This window comes from Aquibaculum arenosum (genome assembly GCF_029222965.1).
Lineage (GTDB): Bacteria > Pseudomonadota > Alphaproteobacteria > Kiloniellales > DSM-21159 > Aquibaculum > Aquibaculum arenosum.
Window position 1 is genome coordinate 51,555 of the sequence record NZ_JARHUD010000002.1, and the last position, 25,310, is coordinate 76,864.

General features: G+C 63.9%; 26 protein-coding genes. 14 read left to right on the forward strand and 12 right to left on the reverse strand.

What is annotated here, in order from left to right:
• Positions 1-110: 110 nt before the first annotated feature.
• The gene (gene dgcN, locus P2G67_RS03165; RefSeq protein WP_275819954.1) at positions 111-1,115 is read left to right on the forward strand and encodes an N-acetyltransferase DgcN; all 1,005 of its coding nucleotides are present in this window, start codon (positions 111-113) and stop codon (positions 1,113-1,115) included.
• A 4-nt stretch (positions 1,116-1,119) separates the two neighbouring features.
• Complete coding sequence (gene dgcA, locus P2G67_RS03170; RefSeq protein ID WP_275819957.1) at positions 1,120-2,103, forward strand: N-acetyl-D-Glu racemase DgcA; 984 nt, start codon at positions 1,120-1,122, stop codon at positions 2,101-2,103.
• 21 nt (positions 2,104-2,124) lie between these two features.
• Here dgcA and P2G67_RS03175 read toward each other — a convergent pair whose 3' ends face one another.
• Entirely contained in the window at positions 2,125-2,676 is a 552-nt protein-coding gene (locus P2G67_RS03175; RefSeq protein WP_275819959.1) for a hypothetical protein, read from the reverse strand.
• A gap of 3 nt (positions 2,677-2,679) precedes the next feature.
• Positions 2,680-2,934 (reverse strand): CDGSH iron-sulfur domain-containing protein, encoded by a 255-nt coding sequence (locus tag P2G67_RS03180; RefSeq protein WP_275819960.1) that lies wholly within the window; start codon positions 2,932-2,934, stop codon positions 2,680-2,682.
• A 147-nt stretch (positions 2,935-3,081) separates the two neighbouring features.
• Here P2G67_RS03180 and ispH point away from each other — a divergent pair, with 147 nt between their 5' ends.
• The 7 genes from ispH (at position 3,082) to P2G67_RS03215 (ending at position 9,148) form a co-directional block, all read left to right on the forward strand.
• Positions 3,082-4,038 (forward strand): 4-hydroxy-3-methylbut-2-enyl diphosphate reductase, encoded by a 957-nt coding sequence (gene ispH / locus P2G67_RS03185; protein WP_275819963.1) that lies wholly within the window; start codon positions 3,082-3,084, stop codon positions 4,036-4,038.
• 31 nt (positions 4,039-4,069) lie between these two features.
• Positions 4,070-5,032 (forward strand): homoserine kinase, encoded by a 963-nt coding sequence (locus tag P2G67_RS03190; protein WP_275819965.1) that lies wholly within the window; start codon positions 4,070-4,072, stop codon positions 5,030-5,032.
• Positions 5,032-5,475, forward strand: coding sequence for a ribonuclease HI (gene rnhA / locus P2G67_RS03195; RefSeq protein ID WP_275819967.1), 444 nt, complete (start codon positions 5,032-5,034; stop codon positions 5,473-5,475). The genes P2G67_RS03190 and rnhA overlap by 1 nt, the downstream gene beginning before the upstream one ends.
• Before the next feature lie 62 nt (positions 5,476-5,537).
• Positions 5,538-6,044: an RDD family protein gene (locus P2G67_RS03200; protein ID WP_275819969.1), complete on the forward strand. Its 507-nt coding sequence runs from the start codon at positions 5,538-5,540 to the stop codon at positions 6,042-6,044.
• A gap of 17 nt (positions 6,045-6,061) precedes the next feature.
• Positions 6,062-6,847, forward strand: a complete 786-nt coding sequence (locus tag P2G67_RS03205) for an arginyltransferase (protein ID WP_275819971.1) — start codon at positions 6,062-6,064, stop codon at positions 6,845-6,847.
• Positions 6,848-7,003: 156 nt separating this feature from the next.
• Positions 7,004-7,549, forward strand: a complete 546-nt coding sequence (locus P2G67_RS03210; protein ID WP_275819973.1) for a TRAP transporter small permease subunit — start codon at positions 7,004-7,006, stop codon at positions 7,547-7,549.
• A gap of 3 nt (positions 7,550-7,552) precedes the next feature.
• A complete protein-coding gene (locus P2G67_RS03215) occupies positions 7,553-9,148 on the forward strand; it encodes a TRAP transporter large permease (RefSeq protein ID WP_275819975.1) in 1,596 nt (531 codons plus the stop codon).
• Positions 9,149-9,294: 146 nt separating this feature from the next.
• On the opposite strand, the gene P2G67_RS03220 is transcribed toward P2G67_RS03215, so the two are convergent.
• From P2G67_RS03220 to P2G67_RS03265, 10 genes are all read right to left on the reverse strand, one after another.
• Positions 9,295-10,413, reverse strand: a complete 1,119-nt coding sequence (locus tag P2G67_RS03220) for a TRAP transporter substrate-binding protein (protein ID WP_275819977.1) — start codon at positions 10,411-10,413, stop codon at positions 9,295-9,297.
• A gap of 130 nt (positions 10,414-10,543) precedes the next feature.
• Positions 10,544-12,784 carry a DNA topoisomerase IV subunit A gene (parC, locus tag P2G67_RS03225; RefSeq protein ID WP_275819979.1) on the reverse strand — a complete coding sequence of 747 codons (2,241 nt, stop codon included), beginning with the start codon at positions 12,782-12,784 and terminating at the stop codon, positions 10,544-10,546.
• A 49-nt stretch (positions 12,785-12,833) separates the two neighbouring features.
• Positions 12,834-13,583, reverse strand: a complete 750-nt coding sequence (gene recO / locus P2G67_RS03230) for a DNA repair protein RecO (RefSeq protein ID WP_275819982.1) — start codon at positions 13,581-13,583, stop codon at positions 12,834-12,836.
• 54 nt (positions 13,584-13,637) lie between these two features.
• Positions 13,638-14,540 carry a GTPase Era gene (era, locus tag P2G67_RS03235; RefSeq protein ID WP_275819984.1) on the reverse strand — a complete coding sequence of 301 codons (903 nt, stop codon included), beginning with the start codon at positions 14,538-14,540 and terminating at the stop codon, positions 13,638-13,640.
• Positions 14,537-15,274 (reverse strand): ribonuclease III, encoded by a 738-nt coding sequence (gene rnc / locus P2G67_RS03240; RefSeq protein ID WP_275819986.1) that lies wholly within the window; start codon positions 15,272-15,274, stop codon positions 14,537-14,539. The genes era and rnc overlap by 4 nt, the downstream gene beginning before the upstream one ends.
• On the reverse strand, positions 15,267-16,010 hold the full coding sequence (lepB, locus tag P2G67_RS03245; RefSeq protein ID WP_275819988.1) for a signal peptidase I: 744 nt from the start codon (positions 16,008-16,010) through the stop codon (positions 15,267-15,269). The genes rnc and lepB overlap by 8 nt, the downstream gene beginning before the upstream one ends.
• A 109-nt stretch (positions 16,011-16,119) precedes the next feature.
• On the reverse strand, positions 16,120-16,701 hold the full coding sequence (locus P2G67_RS03250) for a DUF2062 domain-containing protein (protein ID WP_275819990.1): 582 nt from the start codon (positions 16,699-16,701) through the stop codon (positions 16,120-16,122).
• 88 nt (positions 16,702-16,789) lie between these two features.
• Positions 16,790-18,943, reverse strand: a complete 2,154-nt coding sequence (locus tag P2G67_RS03255; protein WP_275819992.1) for a RelA/SpoT family protein — start codon at positions 18,941-18,943, stop codon at positions 16,790-16,792.
• Between the two features lie 168 nt (positions 18,944-19,111).
• Complete coding sequence (gene rpoZ, locus P2G67_RS03260) at positions 19,112-19,486, reverse strand: DNA-directed RNA polymerase subunit omega (RefSeq protein WP_322099630.1); 375 nt, start codon at positions 19,484-19,486, stop codon at positions 19,112-19,114.
• A gap of 113 nt (positions 19,487-19,599) precedes the next feature.
• Positions 19,600-20,760: a TauD/TfdA family dioxygenase gene (locus tag P2G67_RS03265; RefSeq protein WP_275819994.1), complete on the reverse strand. Its 1,161-nt coding sequence runs from the start codon at positions 20,758-20,760 to the stop codon at positions 19,600-19,602.
• Positions 20,761-20,935: 175 nt separating this feature from the next.
• Between P2G67_RS03265 and P2G67_RS03270 the strand changes: the two genes are divergently transcribed.
• The 5 genes from P2G67_RS03270 (at position 20,936) to P2G67_RS03290 (ending at position 25,214) form a co-directional block, all read left to right on the forward strand.
• Positions 20,936-21,820 (forward strand): beta-keto acid cleavage family enzyme, encoded by an 885-nt coding sequence (locus tag P2G67_RS03270; protein ID WP_275819996.1) that lies wholly within the window; start codon positions 20,936-20,938, stop codon positions 21,818-21,820.
• Positions 21,821-21,831: 11 nt separating this feature from the next.
• Positions 21,832-22,788, forward strand: a complete 957-nt coding sequence (locus P2G67_RS03275; protein ID WP_275819998.1) for a 3-hydroxyacyl-CoA dehydrogenase NAD-binding domain-containing protein — start codon at positions 21,832-21,834, stop codon at positions 22,786-22,788.
• On the forward strand, positions 22,785-23,249 hold the full coding sequence (locus P2G67_RS03280; RefSeq protein WP_275820000.1) for a thioesterase family protein: 465 nt from the start codon (positions 22,785-22,787) through the stop codon (positions 23,247-23,249). The genes P2G67_RS03275 and P2G67_RS03280 overlap by 4 nt, the downstream gene beginning before the upstream one ends.
• 39 nt (positions 23,250-23,288) lie before the next feature.
• Positions 23,289-24,284 (forward strand): GlxA family transcriptional regulator, encoded by a 996-nt coding sequence (locus P2G67_RS03285; RefSeq protein ID WP_275820002.1) that lies wholly within the window; start codon positions 23,289-23,291, stop codon positions 24,282-24,284.
• 87 nt (positions 24,285-24,371) lie between these two features.
• Positions 24,372-25,214: a HesA/MoeB/ThiF family protein gene (locus tag P2G67_RS03290; protein WP_275820004.1), complete on the forward strand. Its 843-nt coding sequence runs from the start codon at positions 24,372-24,374 to the stop codon at positions 25,212-25,214.
• Positions 25,215-25,310: the final 96 nt, after the last annotated feature.

Genomic DNA, 25,310 nt, shown 5'->3' on the forward strand with positions numbered 1-25,310 from the left:
TGACAATGACTTTTCCTGTTACGTGCCGACGGCCGGCTCTAGCACAGGGGCGGCCCGCCGTTCTATAACTGCGCCCCGACGCGCAACGGGCCCGAGCAGGAGACCCCCTAATGTCCAGCGAAGTTCAGCACCCTTACTTGATGTTTCTCGGCGATGCTCCCGATCAGCTCGCGGCCAAGACTGCGGCCGGAGTCGCCCACTGGCGCCCGACATGGTGCCTGGGGCAACTGCGGCTGGACGGCTGCAACGCCGATCTCGGTCTCCCTGACATGGACCTGGAGGCAGGACGCGAAGCTGGGTGCAAGACCCTGATCGTTGGTGTTGCCAATCGTGGCGGGCGCTTCTCCCCCGCCTGGATCGATACCTTTCACCGGGCGATCGACCTCGGCTACGATATTGCTTCCGGTCTGCATAACCGCCTCACGTCGGTGCCCGGCCTGGCCGAGAAGGCCATGGAAGCCGGCAAGCGCCTCATCGATGTGCGCCACCCCACCCAGGACTTCGAAGTAGCCAATGGCGTAAAGCGCAGCGGCAAGCGGCTTCTGCCCGTTGGCACCGACTGTTCGGTGGGCAAGATGTACACGGCGCTGGCGCTGGAGCAGGAAATGCGCGCCCGCGGGATGAAGGCCGATTTCCGGGCAACCGGCCAGACGGGCATCTTCATTGCCGGCGATGGCGTGTCTGTCGATGCCGTGATTGCGGACTTCATTTCCGGTTCGGTTGAGTGGCTGACGCCGGAGAACGATCCGGACCATTGGGATGTGGTCGAGGGTCAGGGCTCGCTGTTCCACGCCTCCTTCGCCGGCGTGACCACCGGACTGATCCACGGCGCGCAACCGGATGCCCTGGTGCTGTGCCACGAACCCACCCGGCGGCACATGCGCGGCCTGCCCACCTACCCGCTCCCCGACATTGGGCTCTGCATGGAACGGAATCTGCAGATGGCGCAGCTCACCAATCCCGACGCCCGCTTCGTCGGCATCTCGGTGAATACGCAAGCGCTGGACGCTTCGGCAGCTCGCAAGCTGCTCGGTGACCTGGAGCGGCAGTATAAGCTGCCGGCAGTTGATCCCGTGCGCGAGGGGGTATCTTCCATTGTCGATGCGCTGAACTAAAGCCATGCCAAACCTGTCCTTCACCCGCGAAGCCTGGCCGATCCGCGGCACCTTCCGCATTTCCCGGGGTGCACGAACCACAGCGGAAGTGCTCTGCGTCACGCTCTACGATGGTCGTGTCAGCGGTCGTGGCGAGTGTGTGCCCTATGCCCGCTACGGCGAGAGTCTGGACAGCGTGGCAGACCAGATCGAATCCCTGCGTCACGATCTCGAAGCCGACCGGCTGGACCGCCAGGGTCTCCAGCAGGCCCTGCCGGCGGGTGCTGCGCGCAATGCGCTCGATTGTGCCTTCTGGGACTTGGAGGCCAAAGCCAGCGGCCGACGCGTCTGGGACATGGCCGGTTTGGCGGCACCGCAGCAGGTCACAAGCGCCTACACTCTCTCGCTCGACAGCGTGGAAGCGATGGCAGCCAACGCCGCGGCCAATGCACAGCGCCCGCAGCTGAAACTCAAGCTGGCCGGCCCGGAAGATCTCGACCGCGTTCGCGCCGTACGAGCCGCAGCCCCGCAAGCGAAGCTGATTGTCGACGCCAATGAAGGCTGGAGCATCGAAGAGTATCGCCGGCTCGCCCCTGCCTTGGCGGAGCTGTCGGTGGCGATGATCGAGCAGCCACTACACGCCGACACGGACGCCGACCTGCAAGGCGAGGACCGTCCGGTCGCCCTTTGTGCCGACGAATCCTGCCACGACCGCAGTTCCCTACCCGGGCTCGTCGGTCGCTACGACATGGTCAACATCAAGCTGGATAAGACCGGGGGCCTGACGGAAGCCCTGGCGCTCAAGGCTGAGGCGGAGCGGCTCGGGTTCCGGGTGATGGTCGGCTGCATGCTGGGCACGTCGCTCGCCATGGCACCGGCGATTCTTCCGGCCCAGGGCGCGGAGATCGTCGATCTGGACGGGCCGCTGTTGCTGGCTGAAGACCGTGATCCGCCACTCCACTTCGAAGGTAGTCTGCTCCACCCGCCCCCAGCCGCCCTTTGGGGCTGAGGGCGGATTGGGTCTACAGGCCTACTGCATCTGACGGCGGTTGTATTCGACCTCCGCCTCATCCAGCACCAGTCCCACGAAGATCGTGAAGTCGTCGCCCCTCTGGTCGGAGCGGGCTGGAATGCGCAGTGTCAGTTCGTCGTTCAGCAGAATGGACGTCTGGTTGCCCTGGAACTCCGCAGTGGCTTGGTAGCCCTCACGCAGCAGGATCTCCGGCGGCCCCTGCTCCTGCTGTTCGCCTACAGCGATGAAATAGGCGACATTGGCGCGGTTGTCCTGATTGGCCGGACCGCGTGCCGCGGAAATCTGCACCAGCAATTCCGTCAGGATCGTGCCCTCATCCTCCTCGTAGATGCAGCCATAGCGCACGTCCTCAATCCGAGCAGTGAAATCCACATCGGTCAGGTCACGACCGCCACCCAGAAAATGCGTCTGCTCCATAGCATCATCCAGGCCCACCAGTCCGGGGCAGGAACGGACCACATCCGGCCCGTCGTTGCTGCTGCAGGCCGCAAGCAGGAACGGCAACGCCAGTAGGGCAAGACGGGTCGGGGCCTTGAAGTTCGCATGCATGGGTCAGCTTCTTTCCGCTCGCAGCTTGGTATGTGTTCCATCACAAAAAGGTCGATCGGCCGTGGACTTGCAGCCGCAGAGCCACACCTCCCCTTCCCTATCGCACTTCCAGGCGAGCGGCTCCAGCCCCGTGTCTCGATGCGAGCCGTCGCAAAGGGGTTGCTTCTTGGAGCGTCCGCAGACGCACCAGTAATAAGTGCGCCCCGCCTTGGCAGCGAGGCGATAGGGACCAAATTGTGCTGGAACGGGCTTGCCCATCCGCTCCTTCCTTTCCGCTGCGGCCTGTATTAGGGTCGCACCCGACCCAACGGGCACTCTAGGCAAGCCCGTTGTGCGGCGCAATGCGCCTCCACGCGCCCCAGCTTGCGTGGATCGCCATTGCCGTTAGTCGGAGATGAAGTCTGAATGGTTGTCACGCCCCTGACCCTGGTTCTCGCCAACCCGCGCGGTTTCTGCGCCGGGGTGGAACGGGCCATCGAGATCGTCGAACGCGCCCTCGATAAGTACGGGCCGCCGGTCTACGTGCGGCATGAGATCGTGCACAATCGTTTCGTTGTAGACCGCCTGCGTGCCAAGGGCGCCGTGTTTGTCGATGAACTGGAGGCAGTGCCGGACGACCGCCCGGTCATCTTCTCTGCACATGGCGTTCCGAAACAGGTGCCCGCCGAGGCCCAGCGCCGTGATCTCTTCTTTCTCGATGCCACCTGCCCGCTGGTGAGCAAGGTGCACCGCGAAGCTGAGCGTCACCACAGGGACGGGAGGGAAATCCTGCTGATCGGCCATCGTGGTCATCCGGAGGTGATCGGGACCATGGGACAACTGCCCAAAGGCGCCATTCGCCTGGTGGAAACAACAAGCGATGCTGAAGCGCTCACAGTCGCCAACCCCGAGAAGCTTGCCTACGTGACGCAGACGACGCTGTCGGTCGACGACACCGCCTCTATCGTCGCCACACTGCAGCGGCGTTTTCCTGCCATCGTCGGGCCGGCAAAGCAGGACATCTGTTACGCCACCACCAATCGCCAGGATGCGGTTAAGCGCATCGCCGCGCGCTGTCAGGTGGTGCTTGTCGTGGGCGCGCCGAATTCCTCCAACTCGAAGCGCCTCGTGGAGGTGGCTGAGCGAGCTGGCTGCCGTTTTGCGGCCCTGGTTGAACGCGCTGCCGACATTCCGTGGGACGCAATCCGCGCCGACGATACGGTGGGACTGACAGCCGGCGCCTCCGCACCAGAAGCCCTGGTCGAGGAGGTCATAGACGCCTTCCGCGCGCGTTTCGACGTCTCTCTCGTTGACGGCGTGGGCCCGCGCGAAGATATCCACTTCAAGCTCCCGCGTGCGCTCACCGATTCGGACGCCGCCTGAACCCGCCTCTCGGATCAATCAGACCCCCTTCATGGCCGTATATACGGAAGTCCCCCCCGAGGAACTCGAAGCGTTCCTCACCTGCTACGGCCTCGGCCCGGCTCTGACCTTCAAGGGCATCGCGGAAGGGGTGGAGAACTCCAACTTCCTGCTGGAGACCCCGCAGGGTCGCTACATTCTCACGCTCTATGAGAAGCGCGTAGCGCGGGACGATCTGCCGTTCTTCCTGGGCCTGATGGAGCATCTGGCCTCGCGCGGCATCGCCTGTCCCACCCCACTTCACGCCGAGGATGGCGCCATTCTGCACGAACTGGCGGGGCGGCCCGCCGCCATGGTCACCTTCCTCGAGGGGCTTTGGCCTCGGCGCATCCATCCCTTTCATTGCCAAGAGCTCGGCACGCATCTCGCCCGGCTCCATCTGGCCGGCGGCGACTTCCCACTTTCACGCCCGAACAATCTTTCGGTGACCGGCTGGCGCCCGCTTTACGAGGCCTGCCGGTCGCGTGCAGATGAGGTGGTGCCCGGTCTTGCCCTGGAACTGGGCAATGAATTGGCTTTCCTGGAAGCGCACTGGCCGCAAGACCTACCGGCCGGCGTGATCCACGCTGACCTCTTTCCGGACAATGTGTTCTTTCGCGAAGAGAAGTTGACCGGCCTGATCGACTTCTATTTTGCCTGCAACGACTTCTATGCCTACGACCTGGCGATCTGCCTGAACGCCTGGTGCTTCGAGCCGGATGGCGCCTTCAACGCCACCAAGGCGCGTCTCTTGCTGGCCGCCTACCGGAACGTCCGCCCCTTCTCCGGCGCCGAACTGGACGCCTTGCCGCTTTTGGCGCGCGGTGCCTCGCTGCGCTTTCACCTGACGCGCCTCTACGACTGGCTGAACCACCCGGAAGGCGCTTTCGTGCAGCCCAAGGATCCGCGCGAGTACCTGGATAAGCTGCGTTTTCACCAGCAGGTGCGCGGTCCTGGCGCCTACGGCCTGGATTGATGGGCGAGCCGGACCTGATCGAAGCCTTCACCGATGGCGCCTGCAGCGGCAATCCCGGTCCCGGAGGGTGGGGAGCCGTGCTGCGCTGGCGCGGGCATGAGCGGGAAATTTCTGGCGGCGAGGCTGACACCACCAACAATCGCATGGAGTTGATGGCCGCGATTGCCGCGCTGGAAGCCCTGAAGCGGCCCAGCCGGATCGCCATCACCACTGACAGCGTCTACCTGCGCGACGGTATCATGAAATGGGTTGCGGGTTGGCAGCGCAACGGCTGGAAGACGGCCGCAAAGAAACCGGTCAAGAACCGCGATTTATGGGAGCGGCTTGTCACTGCCGCCGAACCCCACCAAGTGGAATGGCATTGGGTCAAGGGCCACGCCGGCCACCCGGAGAACGAACGGGCCGACGCACTGGCCCGGGCGGCGATGCCCGAGAGGGATTGAGCGAACAGTCTCTTCACCCTGCGGTGCCGTGTGACGCCTGCCTTACTGTTTGGAGTAACTGCGTGCGCAAAAGCGTGATGGAACCGAATCCCGAAGCCGAAAGCGACGACACGCCGTTGTTCGTCGACCTGGCGCTGTTCGACGGTATCGTGGTGCGGCGGGTCATCGCCTACGGCATCGACGTTCTGCTGCTCGCCGTCCTGGGCGGAATAGCCGCCCTCTTGCTGGGTTTTCTGGGGCTCCTCACCTTCGGCCTCATCTCGCCGCTCAGCGTATTCCTGCTGGCGCTTCTGCCGGTGCTCTATCACGCCGGACTGATGACCGCCTACGGAGGCACGCCGGGTATGTCGATCTGCGACCTCACGGTACGCAGCGTTCTCGACGGCCGGCCACCGGAAGCCTTGCAGGCCACTGTCATGACGGTACTCTTCTTCCTCAGCGTTGCGGCCACAGGATGGCTCATCCTGATCGTGGCGCTCTTCAATCAACGGCGACGGACCATGCACGACTACTTCTCCGGCACCATTGTCCTCCGTCGAAGCCGGCTCGATACGGAAGCGGGTCTTTAGGACTTAGCGAGGGGTTCATGCCACACGATCCCTCCGATCCCCCCTCCCGGTCCCCTTCTGGGTCGGGGCTCGTACCGCCGGAGCAGGGCATCGACCGGCCGCAGTTCTTTCTGCTAACCACGGAAGGGCCCTGCCCCTATCTCCCGGACCGGACCGAGCGCAAGCTGATCACGGAACTGCATGGCCCGAAAGCCGGCAGCCAACACAGTCGCCTGTCGCGAGCCGGATTCCGCCGCAGTCATCGTTTTGCCTATCGTCCGGCCTGCCGCGGCTGCGAGGCTTGCGTAGCCGTGCGCATCGCAGCGGATCGTTTCACGCCCTCGCGGTCGCAAGAGCGTATACTGCGCCGCAATCGGGACCTCTCGGTACATATCGGGGCATCCCAGGCCACGACTGAGCAGTACCGCCTTTTCGAGCGGTACCTGCTGTCCCGCCACGCCGACGGCGAAATGGCCGGCATGTCAGCCGAAGATTATCGGGCAATGGTCGAGGACAGTGCTGTGGCCAGCAGTCTCGTCAGCTTCCGCGACCCACAGGGAGTCCTGGTGGCGGTCTGTCTCGTGGACTGGCTGGATGACGGCGCCTCTGCGGTCTACAGCTTCTTCGATCCCGCACAACATCGCCGCAGCCTGGGGAGTCACTGCATCCTCTGGCTGGTGGAGGCGTGCCGGGAGCGCAATCTGCCCTACCTCTATCTCGGCTACTGGATCGCCGGCTCGCCGAAGATGGACTACAAGGCCCGCTTCGGAGCGCTGGAAGGCCTCACTGCTCGCGGGTGGGAGCGCTTCGAGGCAAGCAGTTGAACGCAAATTCGCTTTCGTCGCAAAGTCGCATTCGCTATCAATGCCTTCGTTTTCGCCAAGACCCTGATCGCCCGAGGGTCGCAATCGGCCCGAACGCGCCGATGAGAATTCGCAGCAACAGGCTCGACCCAGCGCAGGGTCGAGGGGGAAAAGCGAGTGCATCTTATACGCCTACTGGTGAGCGGCATCGACTGGATCAACGAGTGGGTCGGCCGGGGCACAGCTTGGCTAATGCTGGCCCTGGTGCTCGTGGCCTTCGTCGTCGTGGTGCTGCGCTATGTCTTCGCCCTTGGCTGGGTGTGGATGCAGGAATCCTTCGTCTGGCTGCACGGCGCCGTCTTCATGCTGGGCGCCGGCTACACGCTGCTCCACAACGGGCACGTCCGGGTCGATATTTTCTATCGTACTGCCTCTCCGCGCTTCAAAGCCTGGGTGGATATCTTCGGAACACTCTTCCTGCTCGCGCCCATGACGCTCGTGGTGCTCTACTACAGCGAGGGTTTCGTCATGCGCTCCTGGGGCCGACTTGAAGGCTCCAGTGAAGCCGGAGGGCTGCCCGGTCTCTTCTTGCTGAAAACAGTCATTCCCATCTTCTGCGTCCTGATGCTTCTGCAGGGTCTCTCCCTGCTCGGCCGCTCCGTTCTCGTCCTCTGCGGCGACCAGCGCTATGCCCCGCCAGAAGATAACAGCGAGGCTTTCTGACCCATGGATCCGGCCCTGCTCGGGGAGGTCCTGAGCCTCCTGATGTTTGCGACCGCCTGCGTGCTGCTGCTGCTGGGTTTCCCGGTTGCCTTTACACTGGGCGGCACCGCCCTGCTGTTCTTCGCCATCGGCTACGGGGTGGACATCGTCCGTCTCGCCGACCTGGGCGCTCTGCCCAATCGCTACTTCGGCGTAATGACCAATTACGTGCTGGTGGCGGTGCCGCTGTTCGTTTTCATGGGGGTGATGCTGGAGCGCTCGCGCATCGCTGAAGCGCTCCTGGAAACCATGGGGATGCTCTTCGGCCGCTTACGCGGCGGCCTGGGAGTGTCTGTGGTCCTGGTGGGCATGCTGCTCGCCGCCTCGACCGGCATCGTGGGTGCGACAGTCATCACCATGGGGCTGCTCAGCCTGCCGGTGATGATCAACAACGGCTATGACAAGCGCCTCGCCACAGGCGCGATCTGCGCCTCCGGGACACTGGGACAGATCATCCCGCCCTCCATCGTGCTGGTGCTGCTGGGCGACATCCTGCAGGGCGCCGCGCAGCAGGCGCGTAACACGCTGATGGCCCAGGGTGTCTATGACGTCATCGTCCCGCCGGTGAATGTCTTGGACCTCTTTGCCGGCGCGCTGCTCCCCGGCCTGATGCTGGTCGGCCTCTACATCGCCTGGATCCTGATCAAAGCGGCGATCCACCCACAGAGCGCTCCGCCCATCGATATCCAGGTGGATCGCCGCGAACTGCGGCGGCGCCTGCTGCGCGTGCTCATGCCGCCTGCGGTCCTGATCCTGGCCGTGCTTGGCTCCATTCTGGTCGGTGCCGCACCGCCGACGGAGGCGGCCGCGGTGGGCGCCATCGGCGCCACCCTTCTGGCTGGTCTCGCCATCGCCGAGAAGGAAGGCCGCTCGCCCAAGCCGATCTACTGGACCGGCATCGCCATCGTGGTGATCGTGCTGGCCCGCATCTTCCTCAATCTGAACTTCCAGCGCAGTGAAGTGGCGGTGACCACTTACATCAGTGTGGCCGTGGTGACGCTTGCGGTGATGGTCGTGGCCTATGGCGTCAGCTTTGCGCTGCTGCGCACATGGCGGAACGGCATTCTGCGCGAGGTCATGCGATCGTCCATGCAGATCACGGTGATGGTCTTCATCATTCTGCTGGGCGCATCGATCTTCAGCCTCGTGTTCCGTTCGCTCGGCGGCGAAAAGATCGTCCACGACGTGCTGTCGTCCCTGCCCGGCGGTGCGTTCGGCGCTACGCTGGCGGTGATGGCGCTGATGTTCTTTCTGGGCTTCTTCCTGGATTACATCGAGATCATCTTCGTGGTGGTGCCCATCGTTGGGCCCATCCTGCTGATTATGGGTGTTGATCCCATCTGGCTGGGGGTGATGATGTCGATCAATCTGCAGATGAGCTTCTTGACCCCACCCTTCGGCTTCGCGCTTTTCTACCTCCGCGGTGTGGCGCCACCGAGCGTCAGCACGATGGATATCTACCGCGGCATCGTCCCCTTCGTCTTTATCCAGCTGCTTGGCCTGGCCTTGCTCTGGCAGTTCCCCGACATCGCCACCTGGCTGCCTTCTGTGGTGCGATAGAGCCGAACCAACGCGTCGTGCCGAGTGGTACACACAAGCGCTCCGATCATTCATGAGCGCAAAGAAGAAGCCCCTCTCCCAGAGTCGGAGAGGGGCTTTTCCTATTGAACAGTTGCAGAAAGCAACTGTTTCCGTGGTGCTGAGACTCAGCCTTCCGAGGGCTGCGAGAACTGGTAGTCCAGGGCACGGGCCTGCATGAAGGCGCTCTCGGCGACATTGGCCCAGGGCATGGACTTGGCGCGGAAGGTCAGCATGGAGTCATAAACCCGGCGAGACAGCGGATCGGCCTCGGCCAGCCCGTCCAATACGTCGCGGCTCAATTCTGCGAGCCCGGTCAGCGTCTCGTCGGTGAAGCGACGCAGTTGCACGTCGTGCTCATTGACCATCTCGGCCAGGGCATCGTTGTTGTTGGCCTGGAACTCCGAATAGACGTAGAGGTTGGCGTGGCCGTTCGCTGCCTCGAAGATCGCCTTCTCTGTCTCCGTGAAGCTGTTCCAGACATCCAGGTTGATGAAGTTGTCGAGGATCGGGCCCGGCTCCTGCCAACCCGGGTAATAGTAGAGCCAGCCACTGCGATGCATACCGAGCGCCAGGTCATTGTAGGGTGACACCCAGTCGGCAGCGTCCAGTGATCCGGAAGCCATGGCCGGTCCGATTTCGCCGCCCGGCAGGTTCACCACAGCCGCACCGGCCGCGGCCGCGACCTCGCCACCCAGCCCCGGCAGGCGGAAGCGCAGGCCCCGATAGTCTTCGAGGCTGTTCATCTCCTTGCTGTACCAGCCCGCCATCTGGGTGCCGGTGCTGCCGGAGAGGAAGAACTTTGAGTTCATCTGGGAATAGGCCTCGTCGGCGAGCGCCTGTCCGCCGCCAAACTTCATCCAGGCGGTCATTTCCACGGCGGTAAGACCGAAAGGCACACCGGCAATGAACTCAGTGGAAGGTACCTTGCCCTTCCAGTAGTAGGGAGCGCCATGCCCCATATCGATGGTGCCGGACTCAACCGCATCGATGGTCTCGAACGGCGGCACGATCTCGCCGCCACCAAAGACCTCGATCTCGATCGCGCCGTCGGAAAGCTTGTTCACGGTCTCGGCGAGGAAGTTGGCGCCGGTGCCCAGGCCCGGGAAGTTCTTGGGCCAAGTGGTCTGCATGCGCAGCCGCTTCACGCCCTGCGCAATCGCCGGCTTCGGCAGGCTGGACGCGGCGACAAGACCGGTCGCAGCACCGCCAAGCGCCGCCCCGGTGAGAAACTTACGTCGGTTCATTTGCACTCCCTTTCATTGCTTATGCTTCCCGAAGGCTGCGCGCAATCCACCGACCGCCCGCGTTCCTATCGAGCCTACGCGAACCCTACTATAGGTTAGCGCCCTGTGCCGCACTTTTTCATGCGTGCTCTCATGGGTAGAAGCGATTCCCCGCCGGGAAGCCGCGGGGCGCCATGCGGCCGGTGCTGGCGCGTCGGCCGAGCCATTCGCTGAGATCGCTTTCCGTGCGGGTCCGTCCGCCTGCGGCAGCCCAGGAGAGACCGTCCGCCAGGCGCAGGCCCCGTGCATCGGACAGGCCGCCGTCCTTGTAGCGCTGCAGCATGACGCCGCGCCCGCGCGCCATTTCCGGCAGCTCCGTCATGGGGAACACCAGCAGCTTGCGGTTCTCGCCCACCACGGCCACGTGATCATCCTCCGGGCTCAGGCGGCGGCAGACGGCAGCTTCGCCGCCCTTGCCGGGATTGAGCACCTGCTTGCCATTCTTGGTCTGGGCCAGCACATCGTCCTCGGCGACCACGAAGCCCCGGCCATCGCTGGAGGCCAGCAGCAGGCGTGCGCCCGGGCTGTGCACCAGCAGCGCGACCACATCCTGATCATTGGGCAGGTCGACCATCAAGCGCACCGGCTCGCCGAAACCGCGCCCGCCGGGCAGCTTGTCGGCCGGCAGAGTGTAGAAGCGGCCATTAGTGGCGAAAAGCAGGATTTTGTCGGTGGTCTGGGCCTTCAGAGCGAAGCGGCCGCGGTCCCCGTCCTTGTGCTTGGCATCGGAAACGTCGTCGTGATGACCCTTCAGGGCCCGGATCCAACCCTTCTCGGACAGCATCACTGTGATGGGCTCGCGCTCGATCACGGCCTCCAGGGGGACGACCACTTCGGCCGGCGGCTCTGAGAGCTGCGTGCGGCGACGGCCCAGAGCGGTCTCGGGGCCGAACTCCTCGCGCAGCGTTTCCATCTCCTGGCGCAACACCTGAAGGCGACGCGGCTCATCGGCCAGCAGGGCTTTCAGATCCTCCTGCTCCTCGCTGAGGCGGGTGTGCTCCCGACGCAGCTCCATCTCCTCCAGCTTGCGCAATGAGCGCAGGCGCATGTTGAGAATGGCTTCGGCCTGTGCATCGTTGAGCTCGAAGGTCTGCATCAGCTCGGCCTTGGGCTCGTCCTCCTCGCGGATGATGCGGATGACCTCGTCGAGATTGAGAAAGGCGACGATGTAGCCTTCCAGCACTTCCAGGCGCCGGGCAATCTGCGCCAGGCGATGGCGGGTGCGCCGCAGCAGAACCTCGTGGCGATGGTCCAGATAGGCCCGCAGAACGGTCGGCAGGCTCATGACGCGGGGCGTGTTGTCCGCGTCCAGCACGTTCATGTTGAGCGGAATCCGCACTTCCAGATCGCTCTGCCGGAAGAGGGACTCCATCAGCACAGCGGGGTCGACGTTGCGGCTGCGCGGCTCCAACACCAGGCGCACCTCATCGGTCGACTCGTCCCGCACATCGCCCAACAGCACGAGCTTGCGGGCCAGCAGCAGGTCAGCGATCCGCTCCACCAGGCGCGATTTCGCCACCTGATAGGGGATCTCCGTGACGATGATCTGGTACTGCCCGCCTTTGAGCTGTTCGACCTCCCAGCGTGCACGCAGTCGGAAGGAGCCGCGACCGGTGCTGTAAGCCTCCAGCATAGAAGTTGGCGGCTCCACCAGTTCACCGCCCGTCGGGAAATCCGGTCCCGGCATGTGCTGCAGCAGCGCCGCCGTTTCGCTCTCCGGGTGATCGATCAGGTGGATCAGCGCATTGCAGATCTCGGCGACATTGTGCGGCGGAATGGCGGTCGCCATACCCACGGCGATGCCCTGCGAGCCATTGGCCAGCAGGTTGGGAAAGGCCGACGGCAGCACCACCGGCTCTTCCGCCTCGCCGTCGTAGGTCGGCCGGAAGTCGATGGTGTCCTCGTCGATGCCTTGCAGCAACCGGGACGCAACGGCGGTGAGGCGCGCTTCGGTGTAACGCATGGCGGCCGCGTTATCGCCATCGATGTTTCCGAAATTACCCTGGCCGTCGATCATGGGGTAGCGAAGCGAAAAGTCCTGTGCCAGCCGCACCAGCGCATCGTAGATCGACTGGTCCCCGTGCGGATGGAACTTACCCATTACGTCACCGACGACGCGGGCGGCCTTCTTGTACGGACCACCCGGGTCGAGCCGAAGCTGGCGCATCGCGTAAAGCAACCGCCGATGAACCGGCTTCAAGCCGTCCCGTACATCCGGCAGGGAACGGGACATAATGGTGGAAAGGGCATAGGCGAGATAACGATCCGAGAGCGCCTCGACGAGACGCACTTCCCGCACACTGCCGGTTTCCGTGGGCGCTTGCGAACTCATGGATTCCCCTTCGCTGTTCGCGAGATACAGTAGGAGTCGGGCCCGGCCTTCACAAGCCGTTGTGCTCGGAACCCTCGGATGGTTGCTGTTCGAAACGTCTTGCCAGGCGCCCCCTGGCCGCGGGCAAGGGCCGATCCTGAGGATGAAAGACGTGCTTCTCCAGGAAATGCGCCGTCAGGCGCAGGCCCTGGGCCACCTCCAGCGGTCCACCGCCGCCACGCCCGATCAGGAAGCCCGGCAGTGGCAACAGCCGCTCCTTGTAGGGCTCCCCGGCAGCCAGGGAAACCGCCCTGCCCGTGCGCGGCGAAACGTAGGCCAATTGGTTGTTGTCGCCGCCCGCGGCGCACTGCGCGAGATCGAGACCGAAGCCCAGCGCCCGCAGCATCAGAACTTCCCACTGGACATAGCTTTCGGCCCAAGCACTGGCCCGCAAGGCCGCAAGCAGCGCGGCAAAGCCCTCATAGGCGCCCGGTTGGGCTTCGCGTTCCGGCAAGGCCGCTTCCGCAATAGCTGAAGCAGAGGAGAGCGCATCCAGGCGCGCCGGGTCGGCGAGAAAGCGCGCAGCATGCGCGTCGGTCAGTTCCAGTGTCAGCGTGCCAAGATGATCAGCGAGGCGCGCGCGCCAGTAAGCAGCCACGCCATTGCCCGGCTGCAAAACAGGGCGTTGGCGCGTGCCCTGCCCTCCCGGCAACAGCCCGGCGTGGCGCCCGTGCTCGCGGGTGAGCAACTGCACCACAGCGGCCGTTTCGCCATGCGGCCGGGCAGCCAGCACAAAGGCTTCGTCGCGCCACTCAATCACATTGATCGCCCATCACATCTACCAGGTTCTGGCAGGAACAACCGCCGGATGGGCCTAGGAGCGATAGTCCAGACCCCAGTCGCGGTAGCGTTCCGGATCCTCCACCCAGCGCTCGCGCACCTTGACGAACAGGAAGAGGTGCACCCGGGTTTCCAGCATCTCTTCCAGCTCCTTTTGAGCCAGCCCGCGGATCTTCCGGACGGTTGCGCCTTTGGCGCCGATGGCCATGCGCTTGTGCGCTTCGCGCTGCACGTAGATCGTCTGGGTGATTTTCACCGAGCCGTCGCGAAAACTCTCCCAGGCCTCGGTTTCCACTGTAAGTGAATAGGGCAATTCGTCGTGGAGGTGGAGGAACAGCTTCTCCCGGGTGATCTCTGCGGCAAGCAGGCGCTGGGGCAAATCGGAGATCTCGTCTTCCGGATAGAGCCAGGGGCCTTCCGGCGCTTGGGCCGCCAGCCAAGCCAAAAGGTCCTCGACCCCATCGCCGGTCAGCGCCGAGATCATGAACACCCGCTCAAAAGGATAGGCTGCGTTCAGGTTCTGGGCGAGAGCGAGCAACGACTCCCGGCGCACATCGTCGACCTTGTTGATCGCCAGCACCACGCGCTTGCATTTGCGCTTGGCCAGTCCCTCCAACACCAAGGAGACCTGTTCGTCGTCGGCGGGCTTGCGCGCATCGTGCAGTACCACCACGAGGTCGGCATCCTCCGTGGCATCCCAGGCGGCCGCCACCATGGCCCGCTCCAGGCGTCGTTTAGGCGAGACGAAGATACCCGGCGTGTCGACAAAGACGAGTTGCGTGTCCCCCTGCAGCGCGATGCCGCGAACCCGCGTGCGCGTCGTCTGGACTTTGTGCGTGACGATGGAAACTTTCGCGCCAACAGCGCGGTTGATCAGCGTAGACTTCCCGGCGTTTGGCGGCCCGGCCAGGGCCACCACAGCACAACGCGTGCTCATGCCTCAGGCTCCACTGTCCCGCGCAAGCGTTCGAGCAGTTCACCCGCGGCAGCCTGCTCGGCCGCCCGCTTGGAACGGCCGCTGCCGTCAGCCGCCTCCTGCCCATCAATGGAAACGCGGACGGCAAAGACAGGTTCATGGGCCGACCCGCTCCGCCCGACCTCACGGTAGTTCGGCAAGGGCAAGCCGCGCCCCTGGGCCCATTCCTGCAGCGCCGTCTTGTTGTCCTGAGGGGGCTTGAGATCGGCCTCGAGCAAGGGTTGCCAAAACCGCTCCACCAGTGGACGCACGGCGGCAAGACCACCGTCAAGATAAAGCGCGCCCAGCAAGGCTTCACAGCTGTCGGCCAAGATGGCGGGATTGTCGCGACCACCGCCGTCGGCGACGCTGGGTGACAGTCGCAGATGTGACCCGAGGTTCAGCGCATGAGCCACCTGCGCCAGCGTGTCCTCGCGCACCAGCGCAGCATAGCGCTTGGCGAGTGCCCCTTCAGGTTCAGCGACAAAGCGGCGATAAAGCATGTCAGCCACCAGCAAGCCCAGCACCCGGTCACCCAGGAACTCAAGGCGCTCGTAGGAGCGACCGCCGTCGGTGCTGGCGTGGGTCACGGCCTCCGTCAGCAAGTCCGGCTCCCGGAAGTGATGTCCAAGCCCCTGGGAAAAGGCCTGCAGATCCTCGGGCAGCAGCTCACGCGCGCCCTTGCGTCTGCTTCCGGCGGGGCGTGGCTTACTCAATGCGGTCGAAGATCCGACTGAAACGAATGGAAGTCGGCCAGTTCCAGATTTCCCAGAACCGCGCACTGCCATCGTGGGAGAAGAAGACGATCTCGGCCCGACCAATCAGGTTTTCAAAGGGAACGAAGCCTACCTGTGAGGAACGGCTGTCCTGACTGCTGTCACGATTGTCGCCCATGGCAAAGTAGTGACCGGACGGCACCTCGAACACCCGCGTATTGTCGAAAGGCATGGCGTCACCGCGTTCCCAGATACGGTGGCTGACGCCGTTGGGCAGCGTTTCGATGTACTCCGTCACGCGCACGGGAAAGCCGCCCGTGGCGGAAATGACCGTTTCCCCGACACGCTGCCGCTCCACCGCGGCGCCGTTGATGTGCAGGATACCGTCCACCACCTGGATGCGATCGCCGGGTAGCCCGACGATGCGCTTGATATAGTCCGTGGAGTTGTCGGTGGGCAGCTTGAAGACCGCGACGTCGCCGCGCTCCGGCACTTCACCCAGAAAACGGCCATTGATGATGGGCAGGTTCCAGGGCAGCGAGTACTGACTGTAGCCGTAGGAATACTTCGAGACGAAGAGATAATCACCCACGAGCAGGGTGGGCAGCATGGATCCGGAGGGGATGGAGAAGGGCTCATAGGCAAAGGTGCGCAGCACGATGGCGATCAGGACCGCATAGACCACTGTGCGGATGGTCTCGCCGATCCCGCCGCCTTCACTCTTCTTTTCCGACATAGTGGAATCCATAATGTCCTCATACGGCCGCGCCCTTTGGGGCCTTGGCGGGTATAGCCCCTGCAGGGGGAATTTGAAACCGCAGAGTGTTGAACTCCTGCGCAACCGACTAAGTTCGTGGTCCGCCCCCTCGCCGAAAACGCGAGAGCTTCGCGCGCCGCTTGCTGCGCAGCAGGCGCAACCGCCGCGCGCGCTGATAGCCGCTGACAAGTCGTTGCACGGCAAAGAACACCCCGAACCACACCACAATGGCCGTCGGCAAGGAACCGACGAGCATAGGGAAGAAGACCTCGTTCGGATTGTCGAAAATGTAGCGCATCGAAAGATGCTGCGGCAGCGTCTCGATTTCCCGGGCATGACCAACCAGCCAGCGCCCAAAGGCAAAGGTCCACGCCCAGATGAAAGGGAAGGTCCAGGGATTGCCGACCGCGGTGCCTAAGGCGGAAGCCAAGACATTGCCCCGGACCAGCATCGCCAAAAGCGCACCGCCGAAGAAATGCATACCGATGAGCGGCGTGAAGGAGATGGCCGCGCCGCAGGCAAATCCAGCCGCAATACGATAGGGCGTGGCCGGCAGACGGCTGAGGCGGTGCGCAGCGTAACGCGCGCTGCGGCGCCAGCCCGGCCTCGGCCAGGCGGCCGCCCTTAACCGGTGCAGGAGCGGCTGCTTGTTCCGTCGCTTGAACAGCATGGTATTCGCAGGTGCAGGGACAAAGGCGCTAGGGTCAAGCAGAGGCTGCTGTCAACACACTGTCCGCGACGAACTGACACGGCCGCGCTCAGCCTCTGGCCCGCTCGACGGACGAGATCACCGGCATGGCCCGGAGCGCCGCCATAACATTGGTGAGGTGGCGCACGTCGGCAATCTCGAGGTCGATGAGCATTTCGAAGAAATCCAGCGAACGGTGCGTGATCTTCAGGTTGGTAATGTTGCCCGAGTTCTTGCCGATCACCGTGGACAAGGCGCCCAGGCTGCCCGGTTCGTTGGAGACCACGAGGTGCAGACGCCCGGTGAAGGGTTCGTCACTGTGACTGCGCTCCCAGCCGAGATCGACCCAGCGTTCCGGCGTGTCCTGGAAAGACTGAAGGGTTTCGCAGTCGATGGTGTGGACGGTCACGCCCTTGCCCGTGGTCACGATGCCGACAATGCGGTCGCCCGGCAGAGGGTGGCAACAGTGCGCGAAGTGCACCGCCATACCCGGGATCAAACCCTTGATCGGAACCGCATGATTGCCACCCTTGGCCCGGCGCGCCTTGGCGATGGGGACGACCTTGTTGTTGGCTTTGTCCTGATCCTTGACCCCAGGGAACACCGAAACCAGCACTTCACGCGCCGTGACGTTACCCTGCCCCACCCCGACGTAAACATCGGCAACGCTGTCGGCCTTCAACTTCTTCAGAACGCCGGCGACGGCCTTGTCGGTCAGATCGTAGCCTTCCTGCCGGAAAGCGCGGTCCACGAGTTGACGACCGAGATCGTGAAACTGCTCGCGCTGCTCCTGTCGGATGAAGCGCCGGATCGCCGCCTTCGCCTTGCCGGTGACGACGAAATTCTCCCAATCCGGCGAGGGGCGCTGTGCTTTAGAGGTGACGACCTCCACCTGGTCGCCGTTCTGCAGCATGGTGCGCACGGGCACCATGCGGCCGTTGACCCGGCAACCCACGCAGGCGTTGCCCACCTCCGAGTGGACGGCATAGGCGAAATCGATGGGGGTCGCGCCACGCGGCAGCGCTATCAGATCGCCCTTCGGCGTGAAGCAGAAGACCTGATCCTGATACATCTCGAGCTTGGTGTGCTCGAGAAACTCATCGGGGTTGGAAGCATGCTCCAGGATGTCGAGCAGTGCGCGGATCCAGCGGAACTGCCGGCCCTCCATCGGTTGCTCGTGGTCACCGGGGCCCTGTTTGTAACGCCAGTGAGCCGCCACACCGAACTCGGCGATCTCATGCATCGCCTGGGTGCGGATCTGTACCTCGATACGCTGCTTCAGGGGCCCGATAAGCCCCGTGTGAAGCGACTGGTAGGCGTTCAGCTTGGGAGTGGAGACATAGTCCTTGAAGCGACCGGGCACCACGGGATAGCGCGAGTGCAGCACGCCCAACGCCTGGTAGCAGTTCGTCACATCGCGCACGACGATCCGAAAGGCCATGATATCCGCAAGCTGTTCGAAGCCGACGTTGCGGTGCTGCATCTTGCGCCAGATCGAGTAGGGCGACTTAATCCGGCCGGATACCCAGCCCTCGACGCCCTCCTCGGCCAGCGCGCGGGTCAACTCGTCGATGACCTTCTGGGTGACATCGCCGCCCCGATTGCTGAGGAAATCAAGTCGCGCGACGATCGAGCTGCGGGCATCGGGATTGAGTTCGCTGAACGCAAGGTCCTCGAGTTCATTCTTGAAGCGCTCCAGGCCGATGCGCGCAGCCAAGGGCGCATAGATATCCATGGTCTCACGGGCGATGCGCTTGCGTTTGTCCTCGGACTTTACGAAGTGCAGCGTGCGCATGTTGTGCAGCCGGTCTGCGAGCTTGACCAGCAGAACACGGATGTCTTCCGACATTGCCAGGACGAGCTTGCGGAAGTTTTCCGCCTGCTTGCTGCGTTCCGATTGCAGTTCCAATCGACCCAGCTTGGTGACGCCGTCCACAAGGCGCGCGATCTCGGCCCCGAACAGCTTCTCAATGTCTTCCAGAGTGCCGTCGGTGTCCTCAACCACGTCATGCAAGAGCGCAGTGATGATGGACTCCCCATCGAGCTTCAGCTCGGTGAGGATACCGGCGACTTCTATGGGGTGGGAAAAGTAAGGGTCGCCCGATGCGCGCTTCTGGCTGCCGTGCATCTTCATCGCGTAGACATACGCGCGGTTCAGCCCGTCTTCGTCCGCTCCCGGATCGTATGACTTGACGCGCTCAACCAGTTCGAATTGCCGCAGCATTCACCACTCAGTCCCGAATCAACCATTCACCTTTGCGGGGCAGCAAGGACACCGACCGATACGGCCGTAACTTAGGATTTAAGCATGCGCGCAGTCTCTGCCAAGCGGCAAGCCAGCAACACACCATGCTCGGAAAGAAAAAACGGCGCCGGGAGGCGCCGTTTTGCATTATTCTTCGGCTTCGCCGGCCTGAACAGCACGCTCGTACTCGGCCTCGATGCTTTTGCCTGTCGCACCGCCAAGCACGCCCTCCTCGGCGAGGCCTGCGCTGAGCAGAGCCGTTTCCGAGAGATCGTCCTCTTCCGGCTCATCGACCTCGACATGGCGCTGCAGGCCGGAAATGAGGGACTGTTCAAGCGCCTCGCGGTCGATCGTTTCATCGGCGATCTCGCGCAGAGCCACGACGGGGTTCTTGTCGTTGTCCCGATCCAGAGTCAGAGGAGCACCAGAGGAAATCTCACGCGCACGCTGGGCTGCGAGCATTACGAGATCGAAACGATTGGGAACCTGAAGAATGCAGTCTTCGACCGTGACGCGGGCCATGGTGTGTACTCCGGTACCGGGCTGAAAATTTAGGGCGATCGCTTGCGCTGGTTATAGGCGCGCTGCACGGCCCATTCAAGGGCAGCAGCAAGCACCACCGCGGCCGTCCGCGGCTATTTCGGCTGCGTGGCGCGACGGGCGAGGATCTTGCTCAGGATCTTGCGCCGGCTGGCGACGGCATCCCTGTCCATGTACCCCTGCCGCATATGGCGGTGCCCGCTTCCGGGCCGATACGCCGAGCGGCCATGCAAGAGGCGGTAGTTATCCATCACCAGCATGTCACCCGGCTGAAGCTTAAAGCGCAGTTGGAAAGCCGCGTCGTTGACGATGTCAGTAAAGGCACGCCGTGCCCGATAATAGTGTTCCAGCACCTCCGGGGCCAAGGCGTCGATACAGTCCGTGCGATTGGACAGGCGCACCTGCTTGAGCCGCCCTGCAGCATCCAGTTCGATCAGGGGGCCTTCGCTTTCCAGCACGGTGTCTTCGTCGACATAGCGGAACTTCGGGCGGGTGCGGGTCAGGGTGTCAAATCCCTCCGGATCACGCTCGCGCAAGGCCAAGGCAGCGGCGAAGCCGTCCGTGATGGTGGAGTCACCGCCCTCGGCGTTGTTTACCAGACAGTGCAGCAGGACGTAGCCTGGCACCGGCTCGCGATAGGGATTGTCTGCATGGGCCTCGAGCGCGCGCGGCGTCATGGTGAGATCAAAGGCCTGCGGCAGGGCTTTGACATCGGCAAGGCGCCCCCAGTTGGTCTCGCGCAAAGGGCCGATGAGCCTGCCAAAGCCCTCGATCCCCTCCATCTCGACCGGAAGGCCGCGCACCAATAGAAAGCCGAAACGATGCAGGGACTGCAACGCTTCGAGCAGTGCCGCCGGATTCTGCTCGATCACCGCAAGCTCGGCTTCCGAGCGGGGGTCATCGGCAACGCGCCAGGCCTCTTGCCCCGGCGCAAGCAAGGCGCCCTCCGCGTTGTCCCCCAGAAGCGCTGCGCGCAGGTATGCCGCCACGTAGCGAGTTCGATGCCCATCGCTGAAGGTGAGTTCCAGAGTATCCCCCTGGTCCACATGCACCGATGAGACAGTCAGGTCGAGTGGCAGACTCCAGGCATCGAGCAGCCGTTGACCGGTGATCGGGTCGCGCGTGTCAGCGTCCGGAGCCTGTTCCCGCAGCCATATCGGATGGAGCCGCTGCTCCGCGCCATCACTCCAGGTCAGCGCAACGACGCCGTTGCTGGTTTCCGCACGCGCGATCCTGGTTTGCTGCGCAAGGCTCATGCTGTGTGTCCTCCAGCTTGATGACGCGCGGACGCTATCCCAAGGCCGCGCAAGCTCTTAACGAAAACAGACGAAAATCGGCTGTATCGGTCAAGACGTCACGGTGTTTCGGCAGAGGATGGGCCGCAATCCCACACTGACTCGGCCAGCACAGGCTCGCAAAGGAGATCCCGCCATGAACCGCGAAGTCATTGTGACCTGCGCCGTCACCGGCGCAGGCGATACTGTCGACAAGCACCCCTCCATTCCCGTCACCCCCAAGCAGATCGCCGAGGCCTGCCTGGAAGCGGCGGACGCCGGCGCTGCCATCACCCACATTCATGTTCGCGATCCGCAGACTGGCAAGGGCAGTCGCGAGACCGCTCTTTACGCCGAAGTGGTAGAGCGGGTGCGTGAGCGCAACAGCGACGTCATCCTCAACCTAACTGCTGGCATGGGCGGCGATCTGGTGGTGGACGATGAGAACCCCGCCGTGCCCGGTGAAGGAAGCGATCTCGTCAACGCCAAGACCCGCTTGCTGCACATCGAGGCGCTCCAGCCCGAGATCTGCACGCTGGACTGCGGCTCCATGAACTTCGGCGATGGCAATGCCGTGGTGCTGCAGACTCCCAACGTGCTGCGCCACATGGCGCGACGCGTGCAGGAGCTGGGGGTGAAGCCGGAGATGGAGGTCTTCGATACCGGCCACCTCTGGTTCGCGAAACAGTTGGTTGCCGAAGGGCTGATCGACGCACCGCCCATGTTCCAGCTCTGCCTCGGCATTCCCTGGGGTGCGCCGGCGGATACCGCCAGCATGGCTCACATGGCGCAGCAGCTTCCTTCCGGCGCCGTTTGGGCCGGCTTCGGCATCAGCCGCATGCAAATGCCCATGGTGGCGCAGGCCGTCCTACTGGGTGGCCATGTCCGCGTCGGCCTGGAAGACAATCTCTATCTTGAGAAGGGTGTACACGCGAGCAACGGCACCCTGGTTGAGAAGGCCGTGCGCATCATCAGCGATCTGGGCGCCAAGGTTTGCAACCCTGCCGAGGCGCGGACGAAGCTCGGTTTGGCCGCCAAGTGACAGGGACCATCATGCAAGACCCGAAAAACATCTCCCGCGTCGCCTGTGTCGGCACCGGTGTCATCGGCGGCGGCTGGGCTGCCCATTTTCTGGCCCGGGGCTACGACGTGCTGGCCTGGGACCCCGGGGCCCAGGCGGAAGCTGCGCTGAAGCGCCTGATCGAGACCGCTTGGCCAGCACTGGAAAGCCTTGGTCTGGCCGCGGGCGCATCACTGGACCGGCTGCGCTTTACGGACAGCCTGCAGGAGGCAGTGGGTGATGTCGCCTTTGTCCAGGAAAGCGGGCCGGAGCGCCTGGACCTGAAGCGCAAGCTCCTGGCCGAGTTGGCAGCGGCCACGGGAGAGGAAACGATCATCGCTTCCTCCACGTCGGGCTATTCCATGACCGACATGGCGGCGGAGGCAGAGGACGCTTCGCGCCTCGTCGTCGGCCACCCCTTCAACCCGCCCTATCTCATTCCCCTTGTGGAGGTTGTAGGCGGCGAACGCACAGCCGGCTGGGCCGTGGACCAAGCCTGCGCCTTCTATGAATTGGCAGGCAAGTCGGTCATCCGCATGGAGCGTGAATTGCCGGGCTTCATCGGCAACCGCCTGCAAGACGCCATCTGGCGCGAGGCGCTGCATATGGTAGCCGAGGGCGAAGCAACCGTGGAGCAGATCGACCAGGCGATTGTCGATGGTCCAGGTCTGCGCTGGGCGCTCATGGGCCCCTGTCTCACCTTCCACCTCGCCGGCGGCGAAGGCGGCATGGCGCACATGCTCGACCACTTCGGCCCCGCTCTCAAGGAGCCCTGGACCCGGCTGGAGGCCCCCGAGCTCACTAAGGAGCTGCGCGATTCCATGGTCGAAGGTTGCGAGCGCGAGGCCGGTGAGCGCAACATCGCCGAACTCGTCCGCGAACGCGATCGGGGCCTGATCGCTATCCTCAAGGCCCTGCGCGAGAGCAACACCGGAGGCGCGAGGCAATGAGCGTACTGCGTCTGCATCGCGACGTCGTCCGGCCGCACATGATCGACTACAACGGCCACCTGAACGAGGGGTGGTACGTCATCATTTTCTGCGCGGCTACAGATGCCCTCTATGACCACATCGGGGCTGACGCGACCTGGCGCGCCGAAAGCGGCTGTTCGCTCTATACCCTGGAAGCCCACGTTCGCTATCTGCGCGAGGTGCCCGTCGATACCAAAATCACCATCGCCACTCATGTCCTCGATCTCGATCACAAGCGCATCCACTTCGCCCACGAGATGGAGCGCAACGGCGAGATCGTGGCCACGGAAGAGATCCTGGCCATGTGCGTCGATACCGGGTTGGGCCGCAGCACGGTGATGAGCGACGGCCTGCAGGACCGCTTCCGCGCGCTTTGCACGGCAGAGGCGCCAGACTATGTTGGCCGCCGGATCGCCCTGCCGGGAGCACGCGAACACTGACGCCGCCGCCCGCCGGGCTCTAGGGTCAGGAGGACGACGGTGCTGACGGAACGCAACCGCGAAACGCCGCAGCGTGTCGGCTTCCTGCTTGTCCCCGGCTTCTCCATGCTCTGCCTCGTTTCAGCCATCGAGCCCCTGCGGGTGGCCAATCAACGCGGCGGCGGCCACCTCTATTCCTGGCACTTCTTCTCGGCGGACGGAGAGCCGGTCCAGGCCAGCAACGGCATGGCTATCGTGGCCGAAGCGCCTATCGCCGAAGTCGGGCCGCTGCCTGTGGTCATCACCGTGGCGGGATTCGATGTCGACGGGCAAGCCGATCCACGGATCGCCGCGTGGCTGCGTCATGAATCAGTCCGCGGTGCGGACCTGGGCGCCCTGGACACCGGTCCCTTTCTGCTCGCACGCGCCGGCCTGCTGGGCGGCTACCGTGTGACGCTGCATTGGGAGGCCCTGCCGGCCTTTCGCGAGGCCTTTCCCGACATCGACGCCCGCGAAACGCTCTTCGAGATCGACCGTAACCGCTTCACCTGCTCCGGCGGCACGGCGGCGCTCGATCTCATGCTGCACCTCATCTCCTTGGGGCATGGCGCGGAGCTGGCACGCCGGGTCAGCGAGCAGTTTATCCACGACCAGATTCGCGCGCCGGAGGAGCAGCAGCGCATGCCGGCGGACCGACGGGTCGGCGCGCGCAGCGAGCGACTGGCGGACATCTTGGAAACCATGGAAGGCAACATGGAGGAGCCGCTCTCGCTGGACGAGCTGGCGTGCCAGGCGGGCCTGTCCAAGCGCCAACTCTCTCGCCTCTTTCGAAATCATGTCGGCGCGCCGCCGCTACGGCATTATCTCAACTTGAGGCTGGATCGCGCGCAGCAGCTCCTGCAGCAGACCCGCATGCCGGTCTTCGAGGTGGGGCTGGCCTGCGGCTTCAGTTCTGCTCCTTACTTTAGCCGGGCTTACCATGCTCGCTTCGGGCATCCGCCGGTGCAGGAACGCCGCGACGATCGACCGCGCCAGACACCCTTCGGCCCGGCCTAAGGGCAACATGCGCCGATGGCGCAGAGCCATGGCACCGCGCTGAAGCCATGAGGTGACGTAAGAGTCCGCTATCTGTATTCTGAGCGCATGGAAGACTTCAGCGACGCCCAAATCGACCGCTATGCACGTCACCTCGTGCTGCCGGAAATCGGCGAAGCCGGACAGCGCCGCTTGATGCAGGCCCGGGTGCTGGTGGTCGGCGCCGGCGGCCTGGGCTCGCCACTTTTGCTCTATCTGGCCGCTGCAGGCGTGGGATGTCTCGGGGTCATCGATCACGACACCGTCGACCTCTCGAACCTGCAACGACAGGTCCTGCACAGCACCGCGGACGTGGACCGTCTCAAGGTGGAAAGCGCCCGCGCCCATCTCCGCGCCCTCAATCCCGAGGTTGAGGTGGTGGTACATCCGGAGCGCCTCACGCCGGAGAATGCCCTGGAGCTAATCGCCCGCTACGATATCGTGGCCGACGGCAGCGACAACTTCGCCACGCGCTACCTTGTCGCCGATGCCTGTCATCTCGCGGGACGCACGCTCGTCTCCGCCGCCATGATGCGCTTCGAAGGCCAGCTTTCGGTCTATCGCTCTTATCTCGGTCATGGCACCGAGGGCACGGAGAACCCCTGCTGGCGCTGCGTCTATCCCGACCAGCCGGACAGCAGCTTCAAGGCCTCCTGCGCCGATGTGGGCGTCCTTGCCAGCCTGCCGGGCGTTTTGGGTACCTTGCAGGCAACAGAGGTGATGAAAGAGATCGTTGGGTTCGGTCGTTCCCTTGCCGGCCGCCTGCTGCTCTATGAGGGATTGGAGGGCCGCTTTTCCGAACTGCGGGTCAAGGCAGATCCCCATTGTCCGCTTTGCAGCCAGGAAGCGCAAATCACCTCCATCGATGCCGACACCTACCGTGACACTGCGGCCTCTTACGCTGCGGAGTGACATGCCACTCACGCGAAGAGCAGCAGCGGTGCCTCAGGGCTGCCGATGGCGAAGGGGAAACGCCTCGAAGGGGCGGGCCCGGCGGATAATGATCGC

Excerpts from the sequence above, each read along its gene's own strand:
- dgcN (WP_275819954.1), top strand. The coding sequence starts at position 111 with ATGTCCAGCGAAGTTCAGCACCCTTACTTGATGTTTCTCGGCGATGCT.
- dgcA (WP_275819957.1), top strand. The coding sequence starts at position 1,120 with ATGCCAAACCTGTCCTTCACCCGCGAAGCCTGGCCGATCCGCGGCACC.
- P2G67_RS03175 (WP_275819959.1), bottom strand. The coding sequence starts at position 2,676 with ATGCATGCGAACTTCAAGGCCCCGACCCGTCTTGCCCTACTGGCGTTG.
- P2G67_RS03180 (WP_275819960.1), bottom strand. The coding sequence starts at position 2,934 with ATGGGCAAGCCCGTTCCAGCACAATTTGGTCCCTATCGCCTCGCTGCC.
- ispH (WP_275819963.1), top strand. The coding sequence starts at position 3,082 with ATGGTTGTCACGCCCCTGACCCTGGTTCTCGCCAACCCGCGCGGTTTC.
- P2G67_RS03190 (WP_275819965.1), top strand. The coding sequence starts at position 4,070 with ATGGCCGTATATACGGAAGTCCCCCCCGAGGAACTCGAAGCGTTCCTC.
- rnhA (WP_275819967.1), top strand. The coding sequence starts at position 5,032 with ATGGGCGAGCCGGACCTGATCGAAGCCTTCACCGATGGCGCCTGCAGC.
- P2G67_RS03205 (WP_275819971.1), top strand. The coding sequence starts at position 6,062 with ATGCCACACGATCCCTCCGATCCCCCCTCCCGGTCCCCTTCTGGGTCG.
- P2G67_RS03215 (WP_275819975.1), top strand. The coding sequence starts at position 7,553 with ATGGATCCGGCCCTGCTCGGGGAGGTCCTGAGCCTCCTGATGTTTGCG.
- P2G67_RS03220 (WP_275819977.1), bottom strand. The coding sequence starts at position 10,413 with ATGAACCGACGTAAGTTTCTCACCGGGGCGGCGCTTGGCGGTGCTGCG.
- parC (WP_275819979.1), bottom strand. The coding sequence starts at position 12,784 with ATGAGTTCGCAAGCGCCCACGGAAACCGGCAGTGTGCGGGAAGTGCGT.
- era (WP_275819984.1), bottom strand. The coding sequence starts at position 14,540 with ATGAGCACGCGTTGTGCTGTGGTGGCCCTGGCCGGGCCGCCAAACGCC.
- lepB (WP_275819988.1), bottom strand. The coding sequence starts at position 16,010 with ATGTCGGAAAAGAAGAGTGAAGGCGGCGGGATCGGCGAGACCATCCGC.
- P2G67_RS03250 (WP_275819990.1), bottom strand. The coding sequence starts at position 16,701 with ATGCTGTTCAAGCGACGGAACAAGCAGCCGCTCCTGCACCGGTTAAGG.
- P2G67_RS03255 (WP_275819992.1), bottom strand. The coding sequence starts at position 18,943 with ATGCTGCGGCAATTCGAACTGGTTGAGCGCGTCAAGTCATACGATCCG.
- rpoZ (WP_322099630.1), bottom strand. The coding sequence starts at position 19,486 with ATGGCCCGCGTCACGGTCGAAGACTGCATTCTTCAGGTTCCCAATCGT.
- P2G67_RS03265 (WP_275819994.1), bottom strand. The coding sequence starts at position 20,760 with ATGAGCCTTGCGCAGCAAACCAGGATCGCGCGTGCGGAAACCAGCAAC.
- P2G67_RS03270 (WP_275819996.1), top strand. The coding sequence starts at position 20,936 with ATGAACCGCGAAGTCATTGTGACCTGCGCCGTCACCGGCGCAGGCGAT.
- P2G67_RS03275 (WP_275819998.1), top strand. The coding sequence starts at position 21,832 with ATGCAAGACCCGAAAAACATCTCCCGCGTCGCCTGTGTCGGCACCGGT.
- P2G67_RS03280 (WP_275820000.1), top strand. The coding sequence starts at position 22,785 with ATGAGCGTACTGCGTCTGCATCGCGACGTCGTCCGGCCGCACATGATC.
- P2G67_RS03290 (WP_275820004.1), top strand. The coding sequence starts at position 24,372 with ATGGAAGACTTCAGCGACGCCCAAATCGACCGCTATGCACGTCACCTC.